The following is a 24,161-nucleotide window of genomic DNA, read 5'->3' as shown; positions in this document are numbered from 1 at the left end:
AGTTATGATTAACGACATGGCGCAAATTCCCGTGATTACGAGTCTAACTGGGGAGATGATCCAGGAGGCGCCGCCCCGCCCGGAAACCGGCTTTAATCTCCAGGAACGTCTGTTGCAGGCACGCATTGTGGTTTTGGGAAGTCAGGTCAACGATGCTGTGGCCAACCAACTGGTCGCCAGTTTGCTCTATCTGGATGCTCAAGACCCCACCCAAGACATTAAATTATTCATCAATTCGCCGGGGGGGTCGGTGACGGCCGGGATGGCAATTTATGATGCGATGCAGCAGGTGCGGGCGGATGTCTCCACGATTTGTTTTGGCTTGGCCGCCAGCATGGGGGCATTTTTGTTAGCTGCCGGTGCGCCTGGGAAGCGCTTTTCCATGCCCAATTCTCGGATCATGATTCACCAGCCGCTAGGGGGCGCCCAGGGACAGGCGATTGATATTGAAATTCAGGCGCGGGAAATCCTATACCACAAACGCCGGTTGAACGAACTCCTGGCACAGCACACCGGTCAACCCTTTGAACGGATTGAAGCGGATACGGATCGGGATTTCTTCATGTCGGCGGCAGAGGCGCGGGATTACGGCCTGATTGACCACGTTCTCACCCGTGAAACGCTCTATCCCACACCTGTTTAGTGCCTTTATCTTTTGGGGGAGGGTTTATGTCCCGTTACGACGCCCATCTGAAATGTTCCTTCTGCGGCAAGTCCCAAGAGCAGGTACGCAAGCTGATTGCCGGGCCAGGGGTTTATATTTGCGATGAGTGCGTCGAGCTGTGCAATGAGATTTTGGAGGAGGAATTGGCAGAGGCGCGCAGTGTGCCCGCAGCCCCCAAACGCAAGCCTGCTCCCAGCCGTCCCCCAGCGCTGATAGGTTGCGAATCGCTGCCCCGCCCCCAGGAAATCAAGCACTACCTCGACCAGCACGTGGTCGGCCAGGATGAGGCCAAAAAGATTTTGTCAGTGGCGGTGTACAACCACTACAAGCGGCTGCGGGCGGAGCATCAAGGCGGCGATGATGGGGTGGAATTGCAGAAATCGAACGTTTTGCTCATTGGTCCGACAGGTTGTGGGAAAACGCTGTTGGCGCAGACGTTAGCGAAACTGTTGGACGTGCCCTTTGCGGTGGCCGATGCCACGACGCTTACCGAAGCGGGGTATGTGGGGGAAGATGTGGAAAACATTCTCCTGCGGCTGTTGCAGGTGGCGGATATGGATGTGGAGCGGGCGCAGCAGGGGATTGTGTATATTGACGAGATTGACAAAATTGCCCGCAAGAGTGAGAACCCCTCGATCACCCGCGATGTTTCCGGAGAGGGGGTGCAGCAGGCGTTGCTAAAAATTTTGGAGGGGACGATTGCCAATGTGCCCCCGCAGGGCGGACGCAAACACCCCTATCAGGAATGCATTCAGATCAATACCAGCAATATTTTGTTTATTTGTGGGGGGGCGTTTGTAGGGTTGGAGCGGGTGATCGAGCAGCGGGTGGGAAAAAAGTCGATGGGCTTTTTGTTGCCGGAGGAACCGGCTACGCCTCTGCCTATTAAGGAACAGCGCACCGCCTCGATCCTGCGCCAGGTAGAGCCAGAGGATTTGGTGAAATTTGGCATGATTCCGGAATTTACCGGCCGGATTCCCATTGTGGCGGTATTGGACCCCCTGGACGAGGCTGCCTTGGCCGCCATTTTGACCCAGCCCCGCAATGCCCTGGTCAAGCAATACCAAAAGCTGATGCGGATGGATAATATTGAATTGGAATTTGCCCCAGAAGCCCTGCAAGCCATCGCCCGGGAAGCCTATCGCCGCAAAACGGGGGCCAGAGCCTTGCGCAGCATTATTGAGGAATTGATGCTGGAGGTGATGTACGAATTGCCATCCCGCCGCGATGTGACCCGCTGCTATATCACCCGGGAAATGGTGGAAAAACGCTCTAGCGCCGCGGTTTTGTTGCACCCAACGGCACGCTCGCAAACGGCATAGCGTGTGAAATGAAGCGGTAATTTTTGTCTCCTCGTCATCCTAGGGAAAAGTCTCAAGCATCTCATTTTTTTATGACCCAGTTTTGGCGCAAGCGAGGCAGAGGAAACAAAGTGTTTCTGCTTGAAGTCTGATGCGAAACACATCAAAGTTATGGTCATTGCCAACAAGTTTGCGACATTCGCGGTTACCGGTAAACCCGGTCCGAGAGGGGGATACAGGGATGACCAGTGCCTCCACCTGTGGCATGTTCTTGTGAAACGGCCATGACCGGTAAAAACCACTGCCTTGACCGTACCGCCAAACTGCTGTTTTACCCGCGTATTGCCTGGGCATTAGGGACCCTGAGTGACAGCACCCACCTCCCCGGCGTTACAATAAAAAGACACCGACCAAGGGATGAGCCATGTTACTCAAAAGCACCACTCGTCACATTCGCATTTTTGCCGCTACGGTACAGGATGGGGCACTCGTGCCCAGCGATACGGAATTGACGGTGGATGTGGACCCGGACAACGAATTCAACTGGACGGAAGCGGCGGTGGCACGGGTACATCAAAAGTTTGCGGAGCTGGTGCAGGCCTACCGCGGGGCGGATTTGACCGATTACACCCTGCGGCGGATCGGTTCTGACCTGGAACACCTAATCCGCAAAATGTTGCAAGACGGGGAAATTTCCTACAACCTCAACAGCCGCGTGCTGAACTACAGTATGGGACGCCCTCGGCTGGATACCTCATCCCAGCAGCGGTGACAGCGTTTGCTGCCAGGCCAAGGAACGCGGTTGTGCTAAAAAAAAGGTGGCACGTCGGTTTAGCGCGGGTTCATGGCGATTCCAGCGATGACTTCCTGGTGGCAAGTGGACATTGAATGTCCGCCCCTGCTGGAGGAGATGGCATTTTGGCGGTTACAGGAGTTGGATTGTCGCAGCACGGCCACGGTCTATGGGGATGGCTGGGTGCGGATCACGGCCTATGCGCCCCAAGACCAGTACAATGTCCAGCATTGGGAGGCCTTGCAGGGGTTATTGCGGGAGGATGCCCAGGCAGCGGCGTTGCCTTCCCCCCAGGTGCGGTGGCAGGTGTTGACCAACCAGGATTGGTGGGAATATTGGAAACGGCATTGGCAACCCCAACCGGTGGGGGAACGGTTTTTGATCCAACCGGCCTGGTTGCCGGTACAGAACCCCCAACAGCGGCTGGTGTTGCGGCTTGATCCGGGGTTTGCCTTTGGTACGGGCAGCCATCCCACCACCCAGTTGTGTCTGGAAGCGCTGGAAATGCGGCTTGACCCCCGCTGGACGACGCCGGCGGCGGTGGTGATGGCCGACATTGGCTGTGGGTCGGGGATTTTGGCAATTGGGGCGCTGCTGTTGGGTGCCAAGCGGGTGTATGCGGTGGATACGGATGCCCTGGCCGTTGCTGCCACCCGGCAAAATCAATCCTTGAACCAAATTGCCGGGGAACGGTTGGTGGTGGAACAGGGGAGTCTGTCGCGGTTGGCGGAATTGGTGCCCCAACCCCTCGATGGGTTTGTCTGCAATATCGGGGCGGAGACAATTATGGAGATGGCGCCCCACTGGCGGCGGCTCGCCCATGCCAAGACCTGGGGCATTGTCAGTGGCATGACCCAGGAGCAATTGGCCGCGGTGACCCAGGCGTTGGAGGCCCAGGGTTGGATGGTTGGCGCCCTCCGCCAAAGCCAGAATTGGTGCTGTATCCACATTCGCCCCGACCCCGATTACCAGGGAAGTGCCTAACCCCTGCGCCCAGGAGCATCCCCTTCGATTAGGATGGCTATGACGGGGTGTTTGGAGCCAAAGTGATGTCATCCGTACTGAGTCAGTTACAACCGGCGCCGCGGGACCAAGTGTTGTTGTATCAGCCGTTTTTACCGGCGGGGGTGAAACGGGAAACCCTCCCTTATGCCTTAAGTTTGTATCGCCTGGGCAATTTGGAGGGGGAACGGTATGTGGATGGGGGAGATGGCATCCCCTTTGTGGCCACGTGGAATGTGTCTAACTTACCGGCAGATTTGAGCCGTTGCCAAATCCAATTCGAGGGCAATAGCGATCTCACCTACGAAATCATGCTGGTGAATTTTGAATTTGTGGGTTTTTTGGTGGATTTACTCATCCATTACAAACGCAGCCAAAAGGTGGATTTTCCCCAGGATTTCTACCGCCGTTTGTTGAATATCGGCGACGACAAGGACAAAAAAACCACAGGGACAATGCCCTAGGCCACCGGGGGGTGCTGGCATTTCTGCCGCCAGGGGTGGGGGTCGGCAAAACCCGCCGGAAAGGGGACCATTTCCTGCACACCGGTCGCCAACCATTTCACGGGAATTTGCCCTGTGGCCACTTCCGTTTCCCCCAGGATCACGCAGGCTTTGCTCCCCAATTTGTCCGCTCGTTTGATCTGTTTGCCCAGACTGCTATGGCTTAGGTCCAAGTCCACCCGCAGGCCGTGCTGCCGGAGCATCTGGCTGATTTGCAGCGATAGGTTGGCGGTCGCCTCCCCCACCGCCACTACGGTAATGTCGGGAGCGACGCTGCGGGACACCCCTTGTTTTTGCCACAGCGCCACCAGCCGCTCTAGCCCGATGGCCCAACCCACCGCTGGCGTCTCTGGGCCGCCCAGTTGCTGCACCAACCGGTCGTAGCGTCCCCCGCCGGCCACCGCCGATTGCGCCCCCAAATCCACCGTGGTAATTTCAAAGGCCGTCCGGGTGTAGTAGTCCAGCCCCCGCACCAAGCGGGGATTCAAGACATAGGACCAACCCAACGCCGTCAAGCCCGCCTGCACCCGCTCAAAATGTTCCTGCGCCGCTTTGCTCAGGTACTGGGGGAGTTGGGGCGCGGTGGCCAGAATGGCCTGGGTGGTCGGGCATTTGCTGTCGAGAATCCGCAAGGGGTTTTTGGTCAGCCGCACCTGGGAATCCGGGTCCAAATCCTGGACATAGGGCGTGAGATATTCCACCAGCGCCGCTTGATAGCGTTGACGGTCCTCCGGGTCACCGACGGAATTGAGTTCCAGCGTCAGCGATGGCAAAGACAACGTCTGTAAAAATTCCAACCCCAGCGCAATCACTTCCACATCCGCCCGCGGGTCAGCACTGCCAAACAGTTCCACCCCCAGTTGGTGAAATTGCCGCTGCCGCCCCGCCTGGGGACGTTCGTAGCGGAACATCGGGCCAAGATACCAGCACCGCACCACCCCCTGGGACAGCCGTTTGTGCTCGATCAAACTGCGCACCACCCCTGCGGTTCCCTCCGGGCGCAGGGTCAAACTGCGGTTGCCCCGGTCGGTGAAGGTGTACATTTCCTTGTTAACGATGTCCGTCGCTTCACCGATGCCCCGGCAAAAAAGTTCGGTGGCCTCAAAAATGGGGGTGCGGATTTCCTGGTAATTGGCGCGCCCCAAAAGCTCGCGGGCCTGCTGTTCCAAAGCCTGCCACAGGAGAATTTCCTCCCCCCAGATGTCGCGGGTGCCCCGGCTGGCCTGGAGCGGTGTACTGCTCATGGTGTTTTGGGAATCATGCTCCCTGTTGTAGCATGGCCGGGACACCAACCGCTGCCGGGCTACAGGTCTTTTTTCACCAGGTAAAAGTCCACCTTTTCCGGGTAGTCGCTTTCCCGCCGTTTCTGCAATTCGCTCACCGTCTTCGGCGGCGGTTCGATCACCCGTTCCCCCTTGCGCCAGTTGGCAGGGGTAGCCACCTGGTGGGCGCGGCTGGTTTGCAGGGAATCCAACAACCGCAACAGCTCGTCCAAATTCCGCCCATTGGTCAAGGGGTAATAGATCAACGCCTGGATGATCCCATCGGGGTCAATGAAGAAGACCGCCCGCACCGTGGCCGTGGAACTGGCACCCGGATGCACCATGCCGTAGAGGCTGGCCACTTTCATATCCAGGTCGGCAATGATGGGAAACGGCAATTCAATGTTGAAGTGCTGGCGGATGTTCTCCACCCAGGCAATATGGGCGTGGATGCTGTCAATGCTCAACCCCAAAAGCTTGGCGCCCCGCTTTTCAAATTCTTCATTCATCTGGGCCAAACCCACCATTTCCGTCGTACATACCGGGGTAAAATCCGCCGGGTGGGAAAACAAAATCACCCAATACCCCCGGTAGTCGGAGAGTTTTTTCATGCCGTGGGTGGTCATCGCCTCAAAATCCGGGGCGGGGTCCCCGATGCGGGGAATCGGTCTGAGGGCCACTGCTTCCGTCATTGCAACACCTCCAATTCGGGCAGCCATTACCCTTAATAGGATACTCGAAAACTCACATTTTCCGGTCAAGTTAAGGGATTTTTAAGACCGCCAGTGGTGGAGTGCCACGCCCAGGAGAAAGCCCAAGCCCCCAAAGCGCACGGCCTGCCAAAAAGGTTGTTTGAGACTGCTCCAGGTGAGCAGTTGGCTTTCGAGGGTCACGGCCAGGTGGGCGAGTTGTTCTTGGAGGCGTTGCAATTCGGCCTGGGCTTCCTGGTCCTTATAGCGGCGCAGGTGTTCCCGCAGGTGCTGTTCCCGTTGACGCAGTTGTGCCTGCTGGGCGCGCGCCTGTTGGACCTGGGCATAGCGGGCTTTCAGGGCGGCCAGGTCCTGTTCCAGTTGGGTCAGGGCCTGTTCCCAGTCGTCCGGTGGGGGTGGGGCGCTCACAGGGTGGCAAGCGGTAGAGATTACAATAAAAGCAATCGCTCTTATTATCCTATGCCGATGGTTGGTTCTGACCCGGAGACACGACGGTTGGCGCAGATGCTCTGTGACCGTTTGCGGATTACGCCGGAGCAATGGCACCGTCTGCAAGCGAACCGCTACGCCCGGGCTGCCGAACAGTTGGCGGTGGCTTTGAACTATTTACTGCATGACCGACCCGAACGGGCATTGGCCCACACCCAGCAGGCCCAGGGTTGGCTCGACCGTTCTTTGCACGCTCCCCCCTGCCCGGAACATGGCTGAGGCGGCGGTCTGCTAAAATGGGAAGGGCAGAAATGTTGGCTCCCTGAGGGGAGGCCCTTTTGGATGGGTTTTTAAGCGGGAATGACCATGCCGAATGCTGAAGATGCGGCCCTTGAGCGGGTTGCTGAAGAACCTATTGTTATCCCCACCTTGCGGGAAATCCCCATTCATGAACCGGCGGGGGTGATTCCCACACCGGCAAATGCCTCGATTCTCAATTGGTTGGAGTCCATAGGCCGGATGGATGCCGGCGCTGTCCCGGATTACCCCTCTTTGTACGATGAGGATAGCGAGGTGATTGACGACTTCACCGGCGACGATGAGGATTTGTACGAGGATGACGAATTGGGGGACGAGCTGGGGGATGAGGAGGAAGAAGATTATTGATGGTTGGCGGTGACCGGCCGGTGGTTTGGTCCTACGGGGTGCTGATGTACCCCCTGCACGGTGGCTGGGGTGACCGATGAGTGGGCCGAGTTCCCCTCTGGCGCCCTGGTTGGTGGTGGGATTGGCGGCGGGTTTGGCCGGGGGGGTGGGCTGGTTGGTGCCTCAGCCTGCATGGTGGCTGTTGACGCTGGGGTTGGCAGCCGGTGGGGCGGCGTTGGCGGGCGCGGTGGGCTTGCCCTGGTTGCGCCGGTTGAAAATGGGGCAGGTGATTCGCCAAGAAGGCCCCCAGGCCCATTTCCAGAAGGCAGGGACGCCCACGATGGGCGGTCTTTTGTTTCTGCCGGTGGCGGTTTTGGTCACGCTTTGGGTCATAGGGAGGCAAGGGCTGCCCCTGTCTGCCGATTTGGGGGCGGTGCTGGTGCTGACGCTGGCTTGTGGGGCAATTGGGGCGGTGGATGACGGGTTGATTTTGCGGGCGCGGTCGAACCGGGGCTTGCCCCCGCGGGTGAAATTGGCGTTGCAAATCCTGGCGGCGGTGGGCTTTACCCTGTGGCTGTGGGGGCGGGGGGACCTGCCGCCAACGATTGCCCTGCCGGGGGGAGTCACCCTACACCTGGGGCTGGGGTTTTGGCTGCTGGTGGGGTTTGTGCCGGTGGCCCAGAGCAATGCGGTGAATTTGACGGATGGTTTGGATGGTCTGGCGGCGGGCACCTGTGCGCTGGCGTTGGCGGGTCTGGGGGTGGCCTGTGCGCCTACTGCCCCGGCGGTGAGCCTGTTTGCGGTGGCGTTGGCAGGGGCGTGCCTGGGCTTTTTGGTGCATAACCACCACCCGGCGCAGGTGTTTATGGGGGATACGGGTTCGTTGGCCTTGGGGGGGGCTTTGGCCGGTATCGGCATCGTCACCCAAAACCTCTGGCTGCTGTTGGTCCTCAGTTTGGTGTTTGTCTGGGAAACCCTGACGGTGATGGCCCAGGTGTGGTACTTCAAGGCCACCAAGGGGCCTGATGGCGTGGGCAAACGCCTGTTCAAAATGACCCCTTACCACCACCACCTGGAACTCAGTGGCTGGTCAGAAACCCAAATTGTCGCCTGTTTTTGGGGGATGGAAGCCCTGCTGTGGGGGCTGAGTCTAATCCCGCAGGCGCTCTAACACACTTTGGTCTTCTAGGGTGGAAATGTCACCGCTGGGCGCTTCCCCAGCAGCCAAGGCCCGCAACAACCGACGCATGATTTTGCCGGAACGGGTTTTGGGCAGGCTCTCGGTGAATTTCACCTCGCTGGGCCGGGCAAGGGCGCCGATTTCTCGCACCACGTGCTCTCGCAATTCCTGCTTGAGCGCCTCGCTGGGCTGGTAATGCCCCTCCAAAATCACAAAAGCCACCACCGCTTCCCCTTTAATCTCATCCGGTCGCCCCACCACTGCCGCTTCCGCCACCGCCGGATGGGACACCAACGCCGATTCAATCTCCATCGTCCCCAACCGATGCCCGGCCACGTTGATCACATCATCCACCCGCCCCATGATCCAAACGTAACCGTCCTCATCGCGGCGCGCCCCATCTCCCGTAAAGTAGAAGTACTGACCATCGCGCGGCGGAATCTGCTCCCAGTAGGTGCGGCGGAAGCGCTCCGGGTCTTGGTACACCGTCCGCATCATCCCCGGCCAAGGGTGGGTCACCACCAAATACCCCCCCTGGTTCACCCCCACCGGTTCCCCCTGGCGGTCCACCACCTGGACCTGAATCCCTGGCAGGGGCAAGGTGGCTGACCCCGGTTTGGTGGGTGTCGCTCCCGGCAACGGCGCAATCATGATCCCCCCTGTTTCCGTCTGCCACCAGGTATCCACAATCGGACAGCGCTCCCCCCCAATGACCCGGTGATACCACAGCCACGCCTCCGGATTAATCGGCTCTCCCACCGTGCCCAGCAACCGCAGCGAAGATAAATCCCGCGCCCGCGGATGCTCCTCCCCCATCTTGATAAACGTGCGGATTGCGGTTGGCGCCGTGTAAAAAATTGTCACCCGGTGGGCTTGGATCACATCCCAAAAACAGCCCGGATTTCCTGCGTGGGGCGCCCCCTCATACATCACCGTCGTGGCCCCGTTGGACAAGGGGCCATACACCACATAACTGTGCCCTGTAATCCAACCCACATCCGCGGTACACCAATAGACATCCTCCTCCCGCAGGTCAAACACCCACTGGGCCGTCAGATGCGTGTATAAGTTGTAGCCGGCGGTGGTATGGACAATTCCCTTGGGTTTCCCCGTCGTCCCCGACGTGTACAGGATAAAGAGCATCTGTTCGCTATCCAGCGGCAGGGCCGGGCATTCTGCCGACAGGGTAGGTTGCAGTTCATGCCACCACACATCCCGTCCCGGTGTCATGGGCGTATGGCCCCCCACCCGTTGCACCACCAACACCTGCGTCACGGTAGGCACCTGCCCCGCTGCCAGTGCCTGGTCCACCTGGGGTTTCAAAGGCACGACCTCCCCTTTGCGCCACCCCCCATCTGCCGTAATGACCACCTTCGCCTGTGCCGCCCGCAACCGTTCCTGCAAGGCCGTCGCGCTAAAGCCGCCAAACACCACCGTATGCACCGCCCCGATCCGGGCGCAGGCCAGCATTGCCATTGCCGCCTCGGGAATCATGGGCAAATAGATGCCCACCCGGTCCCCTGCTTGCACCCCCAAGGCCCGCAGGGCATTGGCCATGCGGCAGACCTCTTGGTGCAACTGTTCATACGTGAGAACCCGCACCTCCCCCGGTTCCCCCTGCCAAATAATCGCCGGTTTGGTGCGGCGGTGGGTGTGCAGATGCCGGTCAAGACAGTTGTAGGCCAGGTTGGTCTGTCCTCCTACAAACCAACGGGCCTGGGGCGGTTGCCAGTCCAACACCTGCGTCCAGGGGCGAAACCAATGCAATTCTTGCGCCGCCCACTTGCCCCAAAAACCCTGAGGGTCCTGGGCAAATTCCTGACACAACTGGTGGTACTGTTCTAAGGAGGCAATGCGAGCTTGAGCCTGAAACGCCTTGGGCGGGGGAAATTGCCGCCGTTCCTGGAGTACCGATTCAATCAACAGGTCCGTTGCCCTTGTGTTGTCACCCATAGCTGTTGCTCCCGCCCACGCTGAAATTTATCGTATCGCAGGGGGGAGGGGGGCGACATTCCTAGGGCCTGCCCCCGATGGTCCCGTTGATTTCTGTTTACCCCGCTCCCCGGTTTGCAGCGATCCCCACCCCTAGCACTCTGATCCCTGACCTGTTATGATCAAAACACCTTGCCCAAACTCGTTAGGATTCCTACCGTGAAACTCATTTCAGAAACCGACTTTGAATCCCAAGTTTTACAGGCGACTATTCCCGTAATTGTCCATTTTTCCGCGCCCTGGTGTGGCCTGTGCCGTTTGGTTGCACCCCTACTTACCCAATTACAAGCGCAGTACACTGACCAGATACGGGTCGTGGAGGTCAACGCCGATGAGAGTTTACATTTGGCCAGTCGCTACCGCCTGCGGATGTTGCCCACGCTGTTAGTGGTGCACTACGGGCAGGTGCAGCAGCGGTTGGAACAGTTCCAGAGCCGGGATCAACTGTATCAGCACCTGCAACAGGCCATACAAACGGTTTTGGCGGCATCACCGGTGGTTTCCGTCTGATTTTTTTTAACGGTCAGCGGGAGGTAGCTTCTTGCTCCAGTTCGGCCACCAGGGCTTCCAGGTGGTTGCGTTGGGCGTGGAACACCGAGCTACAGAAGTGGCAGGTCACCTCCGCCCCGCCGTCCTGGTGGATCATGCTTTGCAATTCGCCGACGCCCAGCATTTTCAGGGCGCCCAAGACCCGCTCGAAGTTGCAGCCGCAGTGGAAGCGCACCAACTGAGTTTCCGGGAAAATCGTCAAATCCATATCACCCAGGAGTGCCTCAAACATATCCCCCAACTGGTGTCCGGCCAGGAGCAAGGGGGTAAATCCCGAAAGTCTGGATACGCGGCTGGCCAGCAGGTCAATCAGCGCCTCATCCACCGCCGCTTTCGGCAGGATTTGTAATAACAAGCCCCCTGCTGCCTGCACTTGCCCGCCTTCTAGGTACACCCCCAAGGCCAACGCCGAAGGGGTTTGTTCTGAAGAGGCAAGGTAGTAGGTGATGTCGTCGCCAATTTCGCCGGAGACCAGTGCCACCGTACTGGCGTAGGGGTAGCCGTAGCCGTTGTCCCGCAGCACGTAGAGGTAGCCACTAGAGCCAACTGCCCCGCCCACATCCAGCTTGCCCTGGGGGGTCGGCGGCAATTCTACCCCTGGTTGGTCCACGTAGCCCCGCACCGTGCCATCCCGACCCGCATCCACAAACACCGTCCCTAGGGGGCCATTCCCCTGGAAACGGATGTTCACCCGTGCCGAGAGATGTTTCATGTTGGAAGCAAGCAGCAAACCGGCACTCATCGTCCGCCCCAGGGCCGCCGTCGCCACGTAGGACAGCCCATGCCGTCGCCGCGCTTCTGCCACCAACTGGGTGGTAATGACGCCCACGGCCCGAATGCCGCCCCCTGCCGCTGTAGCCCGCACCAACTGATCTGCCATCGCCTGTTCCCGCCCACAATTGCACCGATGTCTTTATGATGGTATCGTGTTTCTCTGCGTTGCGATGCTGGCCTCCCTGCCCGATATTGCCACGGTGATCGAACATGCCCTGCTGCAACCGGGGATCACCCCTGCCGCCATTGCCCAGGGCTGTGAGGAAGCAGACCGCTACGGTTTTCCGGTCGTGTGTGTCTATCCCAGCGCCGTGCCCCAGTGTGTCGAACTGCTCCACCGGCGGGCTTGCCAGGTGTGTGCCGTCATCGGCTTTCCTACCGGTGCGACAACCCCCTTGGTCAAATACACCGAAGCGATGGAAGCGGTAGAAGCAGGCGCCAAAGAATTGGATGTGATGCTGAATGTGGGGTGGCTCAAAGGCGGGAAAACCAAGGAAGTGTACGAAGAAATTGCCCAAATTGTCAGCGAGAGCCAGCAAACCGTAAAAGCCATTTTGGAAATGAATCTCCTGACGGAAGCAGAGCAAACATTGGCGGTGGAAATTTGTTTGGATGCCGGGGTGCATTATCTGAAAACAGGCACGGGTTGGTGTGGGGGCGTCACGGTCGAGCAGGTACGCTGGCTGCACAAAATGAGCAATCAACGGGTGGGGATCAAAGCTGCCGGTGGAATTAAAACCCTTGCCCAAGCTCAGGAATTACTCCTAGCCGGAGCCACCCGCATTGGCACTTCCCGCGGCGTTGATCTGGTGCAACAACAAGCAGAATTCCATGGTTAATTGGTCGGCCTTTCAACCCCTTGCCTGGATTGCCACTACGCCCACCAGTCAAGCCCGACTGTTCCCGCTGGCGCAGCGCTCCCAAAGCATTTTGTGGTGTTCGCCGCATTTGCCCTGCCCTCCTCCGTGCCAACCCTATCCCCAGCCGTTGCGCGCCCACATCCGTACCCTGTGGCCGCACCACAAAGCGCTCATTTTCGGGTTGACGCTGGGGGCAGTTGTGCGTTTGATTGCCCCTTTACTCACGGATAAACAGCGCGACCCCATTGTCCTTTGCATTCCCGAAGCGGGGGAATACGTCATCAGCGTCTGCGGCGGGCATCAACACCAGGGCAACCAACTGTGCGAAGGGATTGCCGCTGCCTTGGGCATTCCGGCGGTGATTACCGATGCCGCCAGCGCCCATCACATGGCTGGGGTGGATACCTGGGGCATCCCTTGGGGGTGGCGCAAAGGGGCGGGGGATTGGACCGCCGTTGCCAGCGCCATGCTGCGCTCAGAACCCATAGCCATCATCCAAGAAGCCGGTGACACGCTCTGGCAGCACCTGATGGGGCAAAACCCCAACGTTATCTTTCTCGACCGCCGAAACAAAGCCGCCGCTGACCCGCCCGCCTGGCCCCAGGAGCATGCCGCCCCGGCACCCACCCATCAAATCTGGATCACCTATCGGGACATGACACCTGCTCCTGGCGGCACTGTTGTGTGGCATCCGCGGGTGTTGTGGGTGGGCATTGGTTGCGCGCGGGGCACAGCGGCAGAAACCCTGCACACGGCCATCCAAACCGTCTTTGCGGCCCATCACCTTTCCCTCCAAGCCATTGCCGGAATCGCCAGCGCCGACCTCAAAAAAGATGAACCGGGACTGGTGGCCTTGGCCCAATCCCAAGGCTGGCCGTTGGTGACCTTTCCCGTTGCCACCTTGCGCGCGGTTGCCGTCCCCAACCCCTCAGCGGTGGTTGCCCAAGCCGTGGGCACCCCCAGCGTGGCCGAAGCCAGCGCCCTGCAAGCCTCCCAAGGGCAGTTGCTGGTACCCAAACAGATTGTTGCGGGTGTCACCGTCGCCGTTGCCCTGGCGCCCCAGGAATGGTGCGACCGCCCTGGCTGTATTTACTTGGTCGGCATTGGCCCTGGCGACTTAAGCCAACTGACTCCTGCTGCCCGCCAAGCCATCATCCAATCGGACGTGGTGATTGGTTATGAGTTGTATTTACAAATGATAGACAATATCAAGCGAGCACACCAACGGTGGGAACCCTATCCCATTGGGGCAGAAACCCAGCGGGCCCAACGAGCCATTGACCTGGCGCGGCGGGGTTTAAGGGTAGCAGTAGTCTCTTCCGGCGACTGCGGCATTTATGGGATGGCCGGGGTGGTGATGGAATTACTCCACCGGCAAAGGCCGCTTGCTCCCCAGCTTATCCCTGTGGAAATCGTCCCCGGCATTTCCGCGCTCCAGGCAGCAGCCAGTCGGGTGGGAGTGCCCTTGATGCAGGATTTTTGTGCCCTTAGCCTGAGCGATTGGCACGTGCCTTGGGAAGTGATTGCCCAACGGTTAACCCATGCGGCGCAGGGGGATTTTGTCACCGTGATTTACAATCCCTGTTCGTCACAACGCACCTGGCAATTGCCCGCTGCCCAAGCAATTTTTTTGCAATACCGCGACCCACAAACCCCTGTGGCCATCGTGCGTCACGCCTACCGTTTGGGAGAACATATTTGGCGCGAACATTTAGCCACCTTTACCCGGCAACCGATTGATATGTTTTGCACGGTGATTATTGGTAATTCCCGCAGTTATTGGAGCGAATACGGTCTGATTACGCCGCGGAATTACCCACCAGGACCGCCCCATTTTGCCCCCCAAACCCAAAACTGAGATTCAAAATGGCACGGAGTTTTTGGGTTTGCGCCACCTGCACAAACTTGCCGGGAAAATCCGGTTCACGCAGACCCACACAAGGGGGTAACACCTGGTGTTTGAGCGCCAATAAAGAAAAGATAATATTCAACATCCCGGAGGCCCCCAACGTATGCCCTGTGGCTCCTTTGGTGGCCAGGATGGGAATGCCCTTGGGAAATAAATGCGTAATCAGGTGAAATTCGCGCCGGTCGTTGGCCTGGGTTGCCGTTCCGTGGGTGTGCACCGCATCGCAACCCTCTAGGGAATGACGGTGCATCCGAAAACAATGGTGTACAGCCGTCAGTGCAGCTTCAATTTGGACACTGGGCGTTACCGGATGTTCGGCATCACAGGTGCACCCCCACCCCAAAACCCAACCATATTTCGGCGGTGTATGATGGCAGGGTTCAAGGAGAATCACACCCGCTGCTTCACCCAACACCAAACCCTGTCTTTTTCTGTCAAATGGGAAACAGCCCGTTGGCGCTAAAGCCCCCATTTGCCGAAATCCCGCTAGGGTCAAAGGCGTAATGGGCGCATCCACCGCCCCCACAATCACCCGCGCACAGCGTCCCTGGCGCAGCCACTCCATCGCAAGCGCCACCGCCCAAGTCGCCGTCGCACAGGCCACGCTTGGTGCCGCCACCCAACTTTTGGCCCCCACCTTAGCAGCCACCATCCGGGCAAAACTTCCCGGCAAATGTTCCAACCATGTATGGAAATCGTCCCGCTCCCCGGCCAGCCATTGTTCCCACCGATATTGCGCTCCCCGGCTCGAACCAATCACCACACCGCAATCCGGTAACGGCAACTCCCACCCCGCATCCTGTAATGCTTCGGTGAGCGCATCCTGTAATAACACCCCTGGGTCTGTCGGTAGCCCTGTATCCATGTCGGCAGCCCGCGCCAAAGGCAAAGGGGGTATATGTGGGAACGGTTGCTGTATTTTGATAGGACAATGTCCTGCCAATAGGTTCTGCCAACTGGTGTGGGCATTTCTGCCGAGGGCGCAGACCAACCCCATGCCGACCACGCCGATGTTCATCCATCTCTCCGGCGCTGGAGCAAGAAACGATAGACCGGCAGACCGCGCTGGAGTACCGACCGTTCGCGTTCGGTGGGGATGCCAAAGGGATTCGCTGCCAGTGATTCCCCGCAACTGACAAACTGCGGGTGCTGCACAAAATGGTGGTACATTTCCATTGCCACCTCCCAGACATCCGATTGCAAAAATACTTCCCCCCCCGGCTGTAAATAATCGGCAATGACGGCCACCAAATCGGGTTGCACCAACCGTCTTTTTTTCTGTTTGCGCTTGAACCAAGGGTCAGGAAATTGAATTGTCACGCGCCGTAGGACGTTTTCAGGAAAACTAGCAAGAATGGATGCCAAATGCACATTTGCCTGGGCCATTAGAAAGTAAACATTCGTTAAATTATGGTTCATTCTCAGGGAATTAGCGTAATGAACCAGGGGTTGACGGATTTCTAAACCGAGAAAATTCCAATGGGGTTCCTGCTGAGCCATTTGCAACAAGAAATGCCCCTTGCCACAGCCAATATCCAGATGCAAAGGCCGTTCTATTCGGTCATAAATCAACCGCCAGTCTGTCAGAGGAATCGGTTGCAAGAAATGTTGACTGAGGGGATTAACGTGTTGGCGTACCCGCATGGCTCAGCTATGCAAATGGCAGCACTAATGCTAATATAAAAAATTGCCGGGACGCATAGCTCAGTTGGTTAGAGCACCACGTTGACATCGTGGGGGTCACTGGTTCGAGTCCAGTTGTGTCCATCACGGTCAACCGCATTTGCTCATGCTCCTGCTGGTACGCAGGGGGAAACGGGTATGAGTAATCTCCCGTACATTCACTTCATCCGGCCAACGACCCTGAGTACACCCCTGCTCGGCTCTAAGCCACCCATAAAAAAATGCCCCTAGGTTTTAGGGGCACTTGCCAATCTCCACAACGGGAGAATCGAGTTAAGAATTAGGCATTGATCGCAGGGGCAACCACCGGCTCACCCGCGGCCAAATCCAAGGGGAAGTTGTGCGCATTGCGCTCATGCATCACTTCGATCCCCAGGTTGGCCCGGTTGATCACATCCGCCCAGGTGTTGATCACACGGCCTTGGCTGTCAACCACCGACTGGTTGAAGTTGAACCCATTCAGGTTGAAGGCCATGGTGCTGATGCCCAGGGAGGTGAACCAAATGCCCACCACCGGCCAAGCCGCCAAGAAGAAGTGCAGCGACCGGCTGTTGTTGAAGCTGGCGTATTGGAAGATCAAGCGGCCAAAGTAGCCGTGCGCCGCCACGATGTTGTAGGTTTCTTCTTCCTGACCGAACTTGTAGCCGTAGTTCTGGGACTCATTTTCAGAGGTTTCCCGGATCAAGGAAGAAGTCACCAAGGAACCGTGCATGGCACAGAACAGCGCGCCACCGAACACACCAGCCACACCCAGCATGTGGAAGGGGTGCATCAGGATGTTGTGCTCGGCTTGGAACACCAGCATGAAGTTGAAGGTGCCAGAAATCCCCAAGGGCATCCCATCCGAGAAGGAACCTTGCCCAATGGGATAGATCAGGAACACCGCGGTCGCCGCCGCCACCGGCGCCGAGTAGGCCACGCAAATCCAAGGCCGCATCCCCAGCCGATAGGACAGCTCCCACTCCCGACCCATGTAGCAGAACACACCGATCAGGAAGTGCAACACAATCAGCTGGTAGGGACCGCCATTGTACAGCCACTCATCCAAGGAAGCGGCTTCCCAAATCGGGTACAGGTGCATCCCAATCGCATTGGAAGAAGGCACCACCGCAGCCGTAATGATGTTGTTCCCATACAGCAAGGAACCCGCCACCGGCTCCCGAATCCCGTCAATGTCCACGGGCGGAGCAGCAATGAACGCAATGATAAAGCAGGTGGTCGCAGTCAACAGAGTGGGGATCATCAGCACCCCAAACCAACCCACATACAGGCGGTTTTCCGTGCTGGTCACCCACTGGCAAAACTGCTCCCACAAACTGACGCTAGAACGACGTTCCAGAGTTGCAGTCATGGTTGTATAAGTCCACTGAACAACAGTTAGTAGGGATTACTCCCTGAACGTATCTTAGTCCATGCCGCCGATTTTGTGAAGGACTGTTACAAGTTTTTTATACTTTTGTTTTTCTAGCCGGGTGGCCAGCCCATGTCCCGTCCGCCCAGAACGTGCAGGTGCAGGTGATAGACGGTTTGACCACCTTGCGGGCCGTCGTTAATCACCAAGCGGTAGCCCTCGGTGAGTTGGTGCATTTGGGCGACCCGTTGCGCCGTCAGGAGCAGGTGTCCCAGCAGGGCTTGGTGTTCGGGCTGGGCTTGGGAGATGCGGGGGATGGGTTCCTTGGGGATCACCAGCAGATGCACGGGCGCTTGGGGGCGGATGTCCTGGATGACGATACAGAGGTCATCCTCATAGACAATGTTGGCGGGGATTTCCCGGCGGATGATCCGACCGAAGACGGTATCGCTACTCATAGATGAGAAAAGACAGGGCAAGTAACTTAGGAATCATCTTCAGTTTCCCAGAATCCGGTAAGCTAAATCGGAAACTTTATTAAAACTTTCAACGCACGGACCATGCTGACCAACCAGGACCGGGTGCAGGTACTCAGCGAAGCCCTGCCCTACATTCAGAGATTCACCGGACGCACCATCGTCATCAAATACGGTGGGGCGGCCATGCGGGAAGAGTCCCTCAAACAGCAGGTGATCAGCGATGTGGTGTTCATGTCCTGCGTGGGCCTGCGACCGATTTTGGTGCATGGGGGCGGCCCGGAGATCAACACCTGGCTGGACAAGTTGGGGATTGCCCCCCAGTTCAAAAACGGCCTGCGGGTGACCGATGCAGCCACCATGGACGTGGTGGAAATGGTGCTGGTGGGTCGGGTCAACAAGGAAATTGTGCGGTTGATTAACCAAGCTGGCGGCAAAGCGGTGGGTATCTCTGGCGTTGATGGCCATCTGATTCAAGCCCGTCCAGAAGGTTCCCATGACATCGGGTTTGTGGGGGAAGTCAAAAGCGTGCAAACCGGTTTGTTGGAAACCCTGATCCAGGGAGGTTATATTCCGGTGGTCTCCAGTGTTGCTGCTGATGAAACCGGGCAAGCTTATAACATTAATGCTGATACGGTAGCCGGAGAATTGGCCGCCGCTTTGGGGGCAGAAAAATTAATTTTACTGACCGATACCGCCGGCATATTGCGCGACCCCAATGATGCGAGTACCCTGTATCATTTCCTAAATATTCAACAGGCGCGGCAACTGATCGAGCAAGGCATCATCACCGGCGGCATGATCCCCAAGGTAAATTGCTGTGTACGTTCCCTGGCCCAGGGCGTGAAAGCCGCCCATATTTTAGATGGCCGTTTACCCCATGCCCTGTTGTTAGAAATTTTCACCGATACTGGCATTGGCTCGATGATTGTGGCTTCAGGATCGGGAAATTAGCCCAAAAAACAATTTACGGGTCAATCCGGTGATCCACAAAATAGGTAATCCGTCGAAATTTAGCCAGCCGCAATTCCTGCATGGTTTGCACCATACATTGCCGGCTGGCGGGGAAATCATGACATAGGGGGTCTTGCGTATGTAAATTGATATAGTCTACTTGATAGATTGGCACTTGGCCGTAAAAGGCCGCCCAATTGCTGTAGGTACTAGGAGGAGCAATCATATAATCAACCTGCGCCAGAGCATACAAATCTTCAATCACATGACCCGAACCAAAATGTACCAAAAAACCTCTGAATATATCCCTTTGGTCTCGAAAATTTTCATCTGAAAAAAAACAATAAATCCCACCTGTTTTCCTGGTAACTCATTCACCATTTTTTCCATAGCAATCTACCAAATTTCTCATCCATGAAACCCTCCATACAACCGGTAATCTCCTGCTCGGATATGTAAACCTACAATTACATCATACTTATCCCGCAGGGGTTGCAAAAAAACCTGAATGCGCTGCTGATACATGGGCAAGGGTGTAAAGCATTCCCGAATCTTTTGCTGATGCTTTACAAAGTAACGGGGGGATCGCACATACCAAGCACGGATAAATAAAATATTTTTAACTGATAAGTCATCAATAATCAGAGGATTACCCCAATGTTTTCCAGGTTCGGGGATCACTTGCACATAGGTCTTTAGTTGGGAATATAGATGAATTAGTTTACGTACACCCCGGGCGCTGGTGTAGATTACATTTCTTAGCCATCGCTGATTGATAGGATATGGTTCCAAATATCCCGCCGTGGGGGAAAACGAAACACGTAAGGGTCACCTGCAGTACCGATAAAATAGGGAGTGTATTCGGCAAATCCCCAATCCATCAGCGTATGATTTGTCTCTAAGGCCTAGGCCATTAAGTGAGCAGTAATTAATAAGCGATTTCCCAGGCGTCCAAAGCGGTGGGTTAGAATAATCATGATGGAGCATCATTGCTCAACCACCACTGGGATAGTACCCTAGATCAAAATAAGTGTCAATTCAATCTGCCAAGCTTCCGGTTACTTAGCGAGTCATTGAGCCGCAACCGATTCCCAAATATCTGCTTGCCCTATGACTGGATTTGACCCTTTTCAGCCGCAGACTTGGCCGGTGCGTATCCATGATTTACCCAGGGAGGGCTATCTGGTAGGTGGTGCAGTTCGGGATAAATTACTCCAGCGTTCCAAACACCATTGGGATTTGGATATTGTTCTGCCTCTGGATGTAATTCCTTTGGCGAAACGGCTTGCCCGGAACTATCACGCCAATTATGTGGTTTTAGACCAGGAACGTCAGATTGTCCGGCTGATTTTTCCGCAGATCACTCTGGATTTGAGTCAGCAACAGGGGGAGGATATTTACACCGACCTTAGCCAGCGGGATTTTACGATCAATGCAATGGCTTGGCATTACCACACTGGCGAACTGATTGACCCCCACAACGGTCAACGCGATTTAGCAATCCAAACAATTCGCATGGTACATCCTGAGAATTTGCGCTGTGATCCCTTGCGCCTATTTCGCGCCTATCGGTTGGCGGCACAGTTGGGGTTTGTGATTGAATGCCATACCCGCAGGGTGATGCAAAGTTATGCCCCCCTGTTAGCCCATATCGCACCCGAACGATTCCAAAATGAATTGCATTTGCTCTTGGCAAGTAACCGGGGGGCTGAACATCTATTACAGGCGTGGAGGGATGACATCTTGACTGCTTGGTTCCCAGCCATTCAAACCCATTGGATCGAGTTGTTGCCCCGCTGGGATGACCTGCCATATACCTACCCGGAATTAGCTGTTTATTTGCAACAGGAATTGCGGCCCGAACGCTCGGTACTCAACACCCTCAAATTGCGCTGTTTGCTACCTGAAGATGTGGCCAATGCACAGCATCTTTTAAGTCAATTGCGCTACAGCCGTGCGGAGATGCAATATGTGAGTAAATTAATTGAACTCTGGCCGGTATTCCAGACCTTACTCAACCAACCCCAACCCTCGATTCCGGCGCAATTTGACCTATTCCAAAAAGCAGGGCAGGTGCTGCCTGGGTTGCTGGCGGTGGCTCTGGTCCATGATTACCCCTGGTCGGCAGTGAGCAGTTGGTTGCGGCGATTTGCCGATCCCCAGGACCCGGTGGCGCACGCTCTGCCATTGGTCAGCGGCCATGACCTGATGCGGACCTTTCACCTGGCCCCTAGCCCCCAGGTGGGCGAATTGTTGCAGCAACTGGCGCTTGCCCATGCCCAAGGCCAGATCAGCACGCCCGCTGAGGCGCTCGCCTTCGCCCAGGCCTTGGTCAGGGGTTCATCCTAGGTTTTGGGCTGTCCCAGGCGGGGTTCCGTGCCCTGGAGCAACCGTTGGATGTTGGCGCGGTGACACCAAGTGATGTAAAGCGTCGCCAGCAGGACATAGAGTTGATAAGCCGGGGGAATGCCCAACCCCACCGCCAAAGCCAAAGCGGTCAAACAAGCCCCTAGAGAACCCACCGAGACAATCCGCACCGTAGCCACCAGCACGCCAAACATTCCCAAAGCGCCCACCGCCACTGGCCAGGCAAACAGGGCCAACAATCCTAACCCGGTCGCGACGGATTTGCCCCCCTGCCAATTGATCCACACGGATTTGCTGTGCCCCACCACCGCCATCAGGGCGTATCCCAATTCCCACCAGAGCCGCTGGTCGCCTGGGTTTAGGGCAGGAAACGTTTGCCACAGCCAGCGCGCCACTGCCACCGCCGCTACCCCTTTGGCCACATCCACCAGAAAAACCACCAGCGCGGGGACCACGCCCAGAGTGCGTAGGACGTTGGTGGCCCCGGTGGAACCAGAACCCATTTGGCGAATGTCCACCCCCGCCAAGCGTCCCGCGATGTAGCCTGGCGGTAGGGAGCCGCACAGATAAGCCAACAATAGCAGCAGCAGGTTTACGGCCATGAACGGGGTTTCTCCAACCGCACCAGATACCATTCCATAAACTGACCGTCGCCCCATTCCCAGCGGCAGCCGGTGTCCAACAAATACTGCACCCGCTCGGCAACAGTGGGATAGGCAGCCAATTCTGGGCTAAGTTCCGACGCCTGCGTTAATAATTCCGCCAATTTGTTCCGCAATTCCGCTTCGGTGTAAAACTGTTCTGGGGCATCAGCCGTCAATACCACATACTGATCTCCTTCGTACATCCGTGGGTCGGCCATCCCTGGTCACTCCTGCTGAAATCGAATAATGCCCCTTAGTATTCTAATTGATTTTTACCCTTATTTCCAGGTACCTTTACAATCCTCAGCCCAGCCGGGAAGGCCACCCTCAGACCTCAATCCAGGGCAAGAATTACCGCCGGGGCAATGAGCACGGAAACATAACAGAAATTGAGTAATTGACCAAACAGATGCCACTTGATTTACCAGGCAGTTACCCTAGACGTTCTCCTAAGAATGACCACTTTGACCGGGCAGCAAAGGGGTTTTCATTCGGGTTGAAATTGCTGCACATTCATTTTGCCAGAAAATAAGCCTGCTACAATCACCACTAGTAGCATTGCCGTGTGAACCAACGGTCGCCGGTATGTCAAATGGTGGATACGGGGGACATCCAAATCAAGGCAGATTCGCGTAATCGGGTGACGGGCGACCGGTTGGTGACGGTGCTATTGACCCGATTCCCTTACACGCTGTTACAGGAATTGGCAACCCATCGGCTGTTGCGCCAGGGTGGGGTGGTGGAGGTTCTAGGCGACACCAATCCCTTTACGGAAGTGACCAGCCGTTCTAGTGGCTCGTCACGGGCAATTCCGGTGGAGCGGGTGATTCAGCGCATTTTAGATGACCCATTTATTCCCAGATTCAGCAAGCACCAAAAGGGGATGCAGGGGATAGAGGTGGACGACCCGGAATTTCAACACCAAAACGAAACGCTGTGGCGCCAGGCGTTGGAGCGCAACATTGAACTGGCTCGCAAACTAGCCGCGCAGGGCGTGCATAAACAACACGTCAACGACCTGTTAAAACCATTTCTGCGCATTCCCATCTTGATTACCGCCACCGAATGGGAGAATTTCTTTCGCCTGCGGACGGATAAACCCTGCCGCCCGGAATTTCGGGAATGGGCCATTGCCATGCAAGCGGCAATCGCACAATCCACGCCACAAGAGCTAAATCCTGGCGAGTGGCACATCCCCTTTGGTGACCAGATGCCGCCGGGGCTATCATTGACAGAGCAATTACAGGTGGCCACGGCGCGTTGTGCGCGGTTGTCCTACGCAACGCATGACGGTAAACGAGACGTACAAGAGGACGTGCGGCTGTACCACCAACTGCGACACGATGGGCACATGGGGCCGTTTGAACATTGCGCTATGGCCGTCGCTGCCTATTTGGATGCGCCGCCTGTGATTCCTTGTTATGCCCGGATTCCTGACCACCCTGCCCCCGTGTTCACCCGCAATTTCCGGGGCTTTTATAGCTACCGGGCCATGGTTGAAGATGGGCTATGATTCTGGTTGACCACGAACTGCTGCAACTCTGTCACGCCGACCCGCCCTTGGTGACCCCTTTTGACCCTAGTTTGATCAATCCGGCGTCGTTAGATATTCGCATCGGTACGTCAGCGCTGATCGAACAGGAAAACGGGGCACAAGTGCCGTTGGATTTGCATGCTTACCACGCAGACCGCCCCTATCTCCTGGCACCGCAAACATGGCTGTTGGTGGCCTCTTTGGAGATGTTCCATATTCCGGTGTTTACGGCCGGTGAAGTGCGTCTCAAATCGTCACGGGTACGGGAAGGGTTTGATTTGGCACTGGCACTGTGGCTTGATCCGGGTTGGCAAGGTGCGCATCTGACCATGGCCCTGCGCAATAACACCCGCTTCCGCCACTTGGGAATTTATCCAGGCTTGAAAATTGCCCAGGTGATCCTGCATCGCCTGTCCAGTACGCCCCACCGCCATTACGGGGAAACAGGACGATATAATTTTGACCAACACGTGCAAGGGTCTAAAGGGTGAGGGGTTGCCTCTAATCAGCTATCTACTGAAAAACGCTGAACTTCAATGAACTCAGCTACTCTTTTTGGGGATATGTTATCATAGACTT

The 24,161-nt window shown here is 56.8% G+C and carries 27 protein-coding genes and 1 tRNA gene; 16 read left to right on the top strand and 12 right to left on the bottom strand.

The genetic code is table 11. The features are described 5' to 3' along the window. The first annotated feature begins 55 nt into the window (after positions 1 to 55). From ACWISF_RS02720 to ebsA, 5 genes are all read left to right on the top strand, one after another. Entirely contained in the window at positions 56 to 643 is a 588-nt protein-coding gene (locus ACWISF_RS02720) for an ATP-dependent Clp protease proteolytic subunit (protein ID WP_448380075.1), read from the top strand. A 26-nt stretch (positions 644 to 669) separates the two neighbouring features. Next, complete coding sequence (gene clpX, locus ACWISF_RS02715) at positions 670 to 1,986, top strand: ATP-dependent protease ATP-binding subunit ClpX (RefSeq protein ID WP_448380057.1); 1,317 nt, start codon at positions 670 to 672, stop codon at positions 1,984 to 1,986. 403 nt (positions 1,987 to 2,389) lie between these two features. Then, positions 2,390 to 2,737: an NAD(P)H-quinone oxidoreductase subunit M gene (gene ndhM, locus ACWISF_RS02710; RefSeq protein ID WP_448380056.1), complete on the top strand. Its 348-nt coding sequence runs from the start codon at positions 2,390 to 2,392 to the stop codon at positions 2,735 to 2,737. Positions 2,738 to 2,809: 72 nt separating this feature from the next. Next, on the top strand, positions 2,810 to 3,742 hold the full coding sequence (prmA, locus tag ACWISF_RS02705; RefSeq protein WP_448380055.1) for a 50S ribosomal protein L11 methyltransferase: 933 nt from the start codon (positions 2,810 to 2,812) through the stop codon (positions 3,740 to 3,742). 65 nt (positions 3,743 to 3,807) lie between these two features. After that, a complete protein-coding gene (gene ebsA, locus ACWISF_RS02700; RefSeq protein ID WP_448380054.1) occupies positions 3,808 to 4,224 on the top strand; it encodes a type IV pilus biogenesis protein EbsA in 417 nt (138 codons plus the stop codon). Here the strand turns inward: ebsA and hisS are convergent. The 3 genes from hisS to ACWISF_RS02685 all read right to left on the bottom strand — a co-directional run bounded on the left by hisS (position 4,221) and on the right by ACWISF_RS02685 (position 6,643). Further along, positions 4,221 to 5,507, bottom strand: a complete 1,287-nt coding sequence (hisS, locus tag ACWISF_RS02695) for a histidine--tRNA ligase (protein ID WP_448380053.1) — start codon at positions 5,505 to 5,507, stop codon at positions 4,221 to 4,223. The two genes, ebsA and hisS, sit on opposite strands and share 4 nt — an antisense overlap. Before the next feature lie 59 nt (positions 5,508 to 5,566). After that, positions 5,567 to 6,217, bottom strand: a complete 651-nt coding sequence (locus ACWISF_RS02690) for a peroxiredoxin (protein ID WP_448380052.1) — start codon at positions 6,215 to 6,217, stop codon at positions 5,567 to 5,569. 81 nt (positions 6,218 to 6,298) lie between these two features. Beyond that, positions 6,299 to 6,643, bottom strand: a complete 345-nt coding sequence (locus ACWISF_RS02685) for a DUF2203 domain-containing protein (protein ID WP_448380051.1) — start codon at positions 6,641 to 6,643, stop codon at positions 6,299 to 6,301. Between the two features lie 57 nt (positions 6,644 to 6,700). Here ACWISF_RS02685 and ACWISF_RS02680 point away from each other — a divergent pair, with 57 nt between their 5' ends. From ACWISF_RS02680 to mraY, 3 genes are all read left to right on the top strand, one after another. Continuing rightward, positions 6,701 to 6,943 (top strand): DUF6439 family protein, encoded by a 243-nt coding sequence (locus ACWISF_RS02680; RefSeq protein ID WP_448380050.1) that lies wholly within the window; start codon positions 6,701 to 6,703, stop codon positions 6,941 to 6,943. Between the two features lie 87 nt (positions 6,944 to 7,030). Further along, a complete protein-coding gene (locus tag ACWISF_RS02675; protein WP_448380049.1) occupies positions 7,031 to 7,330 on the top strand; it encodes a DUF3134 family protein in 300 nt (99 codons plus the stop codon). Positions 7,331 to 7,406: 76 nt separating this feature from the next. Then, positions 7,407 to 8,480, top strand: a complete 1,074-nt coding sequence (gene mraY, locus ACWISF_RS02670) for a phospho-N-acetylmuramoyl-pentapeptide-transferase (RefSeq protein WP_448380048.1) — start codon at positions 7,407 to 7,409, stop codon at positions 8,478 to 8,480. Here mraY and acs read toward each other — a convergent pair. Then, a complete protein-coding gene (acs, locus tag ACWISF_RS02665) occupies positions 8,460 to 10,442 on the bottom strand; it encodes an acetate--CoA ligase (protein ID WP_448380047.1) in 1,983 nt (660 codons plus the stop codon). The two genes, mraY and acs, sit on opposite strands and share 21 nt — an antisense overlap. A 198-nt stretch (positions 10,443 to 10,640) precedes the next feature. On the opposite strand from acs, the gene ACWISF_RS02660 reads away from it, so the two are divergent. Next, positions 10,641 to 10,991 carry a thioredoxin family protein gene (locus ACWISF_RS02660; protein WP_448380046.1) on the top strand — a complete coding sequence of 117 codons (351 nt, stop codon included), beginning with the start codon at positions 10,641 to 10,643 and terminating at the stop codon, positions 10,989 to 10,991. A 13-nt stretch (positions 10,992 to 11,004) separates the two neighbouring features. Here the strand turns inward: ACWISF_RS02660 and hslO are convergent, their stop codons facing one another. Further along, entirely contained in the window at positions 11,005 to 11,910 is a 906-nt protein-coding gene (gene hslO, locus ACWISF_RS02655) for an Hsp33 family molecular chaperone HslO (RefSeq protein ID WP_448380045.1), read from the bottom strand. A gap of 64 nt (positions 11,911 to 11,974) precedes the next feature. On the opposite strand from hslO, the gene deoC reads away from it, so the two are divergent. Next, positions 11,975 to 12,643: a deoxyribose-phosphate aldolase gene (gene deoC, locus ACWISF_RS02650; protein WP_448380044.1), complete on the top strand. Its 669-nt coding sequence runs from the start codon at positions 11,975 to 11,977 to the stop codon at positions 12,641 to 12,643. Next, the gene (gene cobJ, locus ACWISF_RS02645) at positions 12,636 to 14,522 is read left to right on the top strand and encodes a precorrin-3B C(17)-methyltransferase (protein WP_448380043.1); all 1,887 of its coding nucleotides are present in this window, start codon (positions 12,636 to 12,638) and stop codon (positions 14,520 to 14,522) included. Before deoC ends, cobJ begins: the two co-directional genes overlap by 8 nt. Here cobJ and ACWISF_RS02640 read toward each other — a convergent pair. Both ACWISF_RS02640 and trmB read right to left on the bottom strand, forming a co-directional pair. Continuing rightward, positions 14,464 to 15,591, bottom strand: a complete 1,128-nt coding sequence (locus ACWISF_RS02640) for a beta-ketoacyl synthase N-terminal-like domain-containing protein (RefSeq protein ID WP_448380042.1) — start codon at positions 15,589 to 15,591, stop codon at positions 14,464 to 14,466. The two genes, cobJ and ACWISF_RS02640, sit on opposite strands and share 59 nt — an antisense overlap. Then, positions 15,588 to 16,217, bottom strand: a complete 630-nt coding sequence (trmB, locus tag ACWISF_RS02635) for a tRNA (guanosine(46)-N7)-methyltransferase TrmB (RefSeq protein ID WP_448380041.1) — start codon at positions 16,215 to 16,217, stop codon at positions 15,588 to 15,590. The genes ACWISF_RS02640 and trmB overlap by 4 nt, the downstream gene beginning before the upstream one ends. 49 nt (positions 16,218 to 16,266) lie before the next feature. Here trmB and ACWISF_RS02630 point away from each other — a divergent pair. Continuing rightward, positions 16,267 to 16,340 (top strand) — tRNA-Val (locus ACWISF_RS02630). A 196-nt stretch (positions 16,341 to 16,536) separates the two neighbouring features. Here the strand turns inward: ACWISF_RS02630 and psbA are convergent. Together psbA and ACWISF_RS02620 are read right to left on the bottom strand one after the other, a co-directional pair. Further along, entirely contained in the window at positions 16,537 to 17,607 is a 1,071-nt protein-coding gene (gene psbA, locus ACWISF_RS02625) for a photosystem II q(b) protein (RefSeq protein ID WP_448380040.1), read from the bottom strand. Between the two features lie 113 nt (positions 17,608 to 17,720). Continuing rightward, positions 17,721 to 18,065 (bottom strand): histidine triad nucleotide-binding protein, encoded by a 345-nt coding sequence (locus ACWISF_RS02620; RefSeq protein ID WP_448380039.1) that lies wholly within the window; start codon positions 18,063 to 18,065, stop codon positions 17,721 to 17,723. 102 nt (positions 18,066 to 18,167) lie between these two features. Here ACWISF_RS02620 and argB point away from each other — a divergent pair, with 102 nt between their 5' ends. Continuing rightward, the gene (argB, locus tag ACWISF_RS02615) at positions 18,168 to 19,037 is read left to right on the top strand and encodes an acetylglutamate kinase (RefSeq protein ID WP_448380038.1); all 870 of its coding nucleotides are present in this window, start codon (positions 18,168 to 18,170) and stop codon (positions 19,035 to 19,037) included. A 13-nt stretch (positions 19,038 to 19,050) separates the two neighbouring features. On the opposite strand, the gene ACWISF_RS02610 is transcribed toward argB, so the two are convergent. Beyond that, on the bottom strand, positions 19,051 to 19,263 hold the full coding sequence (locus ACWISF_RS02610; protein ID WP_448380037.1) for a hypothetical protein: 213 nt from the start codon (positions 19,261 to 19,263) through the stop codon (positions 19,051 to 19,053). A gap of 884 nt (positions 19,264 to 20,147) precedes the next feature. On the opposite strand from ACWISF_RS02610, the gene ACWISF_RS02605 reads away from it, so the two are divergent. After that, positions 20,148 to 21,386, top strand: a complete 1,239-nt coding sequence (locus ACWISF_RS02605) for a CCA tRNA nucleotidyltransferase (RefSeq protein WP_448380036.1) — start codon at positions 20,148 to 20,150, stop codon at positions 21,384 to 21,386. Here ACWISF_RS02605 and plsY read toward each other — a convergent pair. Both plsY and ACWISF_RS02595 read right to left on the bottom strand, forming a co-directional pair. Further along, complete coding sequence (plsY, locus tag ACWISF_RS02600) at positions 21,383 to 22,006, bottom strand: glycerol-3-phosphate 1-O-acyltransferase PlsY (protein WP_448380035.1); 624 nt, start codon at positions 22,004 to 22,006, stop codon at positions 21,383 to 21,385. The genes ACWISF_RS02605 and plsY overlap by 4 nt on opposite strands. Beyond that, positions 21,997 to 22,266, bottom strand: coding sequence for a chlororespiratory reduction protein 7 (locus ACWISF_RS02595; RefSeq protein ID WP_448380034.1), 270 nt, complete (start codon positions 22,264 to 22,266; stop codon positions 21,997 to 21,999). The genes plsY and ACWISF_RS02595 overlap by 10 nt, the downstream gene beginning before the upstream one ends. 347 nt (positions 22,267 to 22,613) lie before the next feature. Between ACWISF_RS02595 and ACWISF_RS02590 the strand changes: the two genes are divergently transcribed. Beyond that, the gene (locus tag ACWISF_RS02590; RefSeq protein ID WP_448380033.1) at positions 22,614 to 23,561 is read left to right on the top strand and encodes an FAD-dependent thymidylate synthase; all 948 of its coding nucleotides are present in this window, start codon (positions 22,614 to 22,616) and stop codon (positions 23,559 to 23,561) included. Beyond that, positions 23,558 to 24,073: a dCTP deaminase gene (locus tag ACWISF_RS02585; protein ID WP_448380032.1), complete on the top strand. Its 516-nt coding sequence runs from the start codon at positions 23,558 to 23,560 to the stop codon at positions 24,071 to 24,073. Before ACWISF_RS02590 ends, ACWISF_RS02585 begins: the two co-directional genes overlap by 4 nt. The last annotated feature ends 88 nt before the right edge of the window (positions 24,074 to 24,161 follow it).

This window comes from Gloeomargarita sp., assembly GCF_053491055.1.
This window is presented reverse-complemented; position numbering and strand designations above follow the sequence as displayed.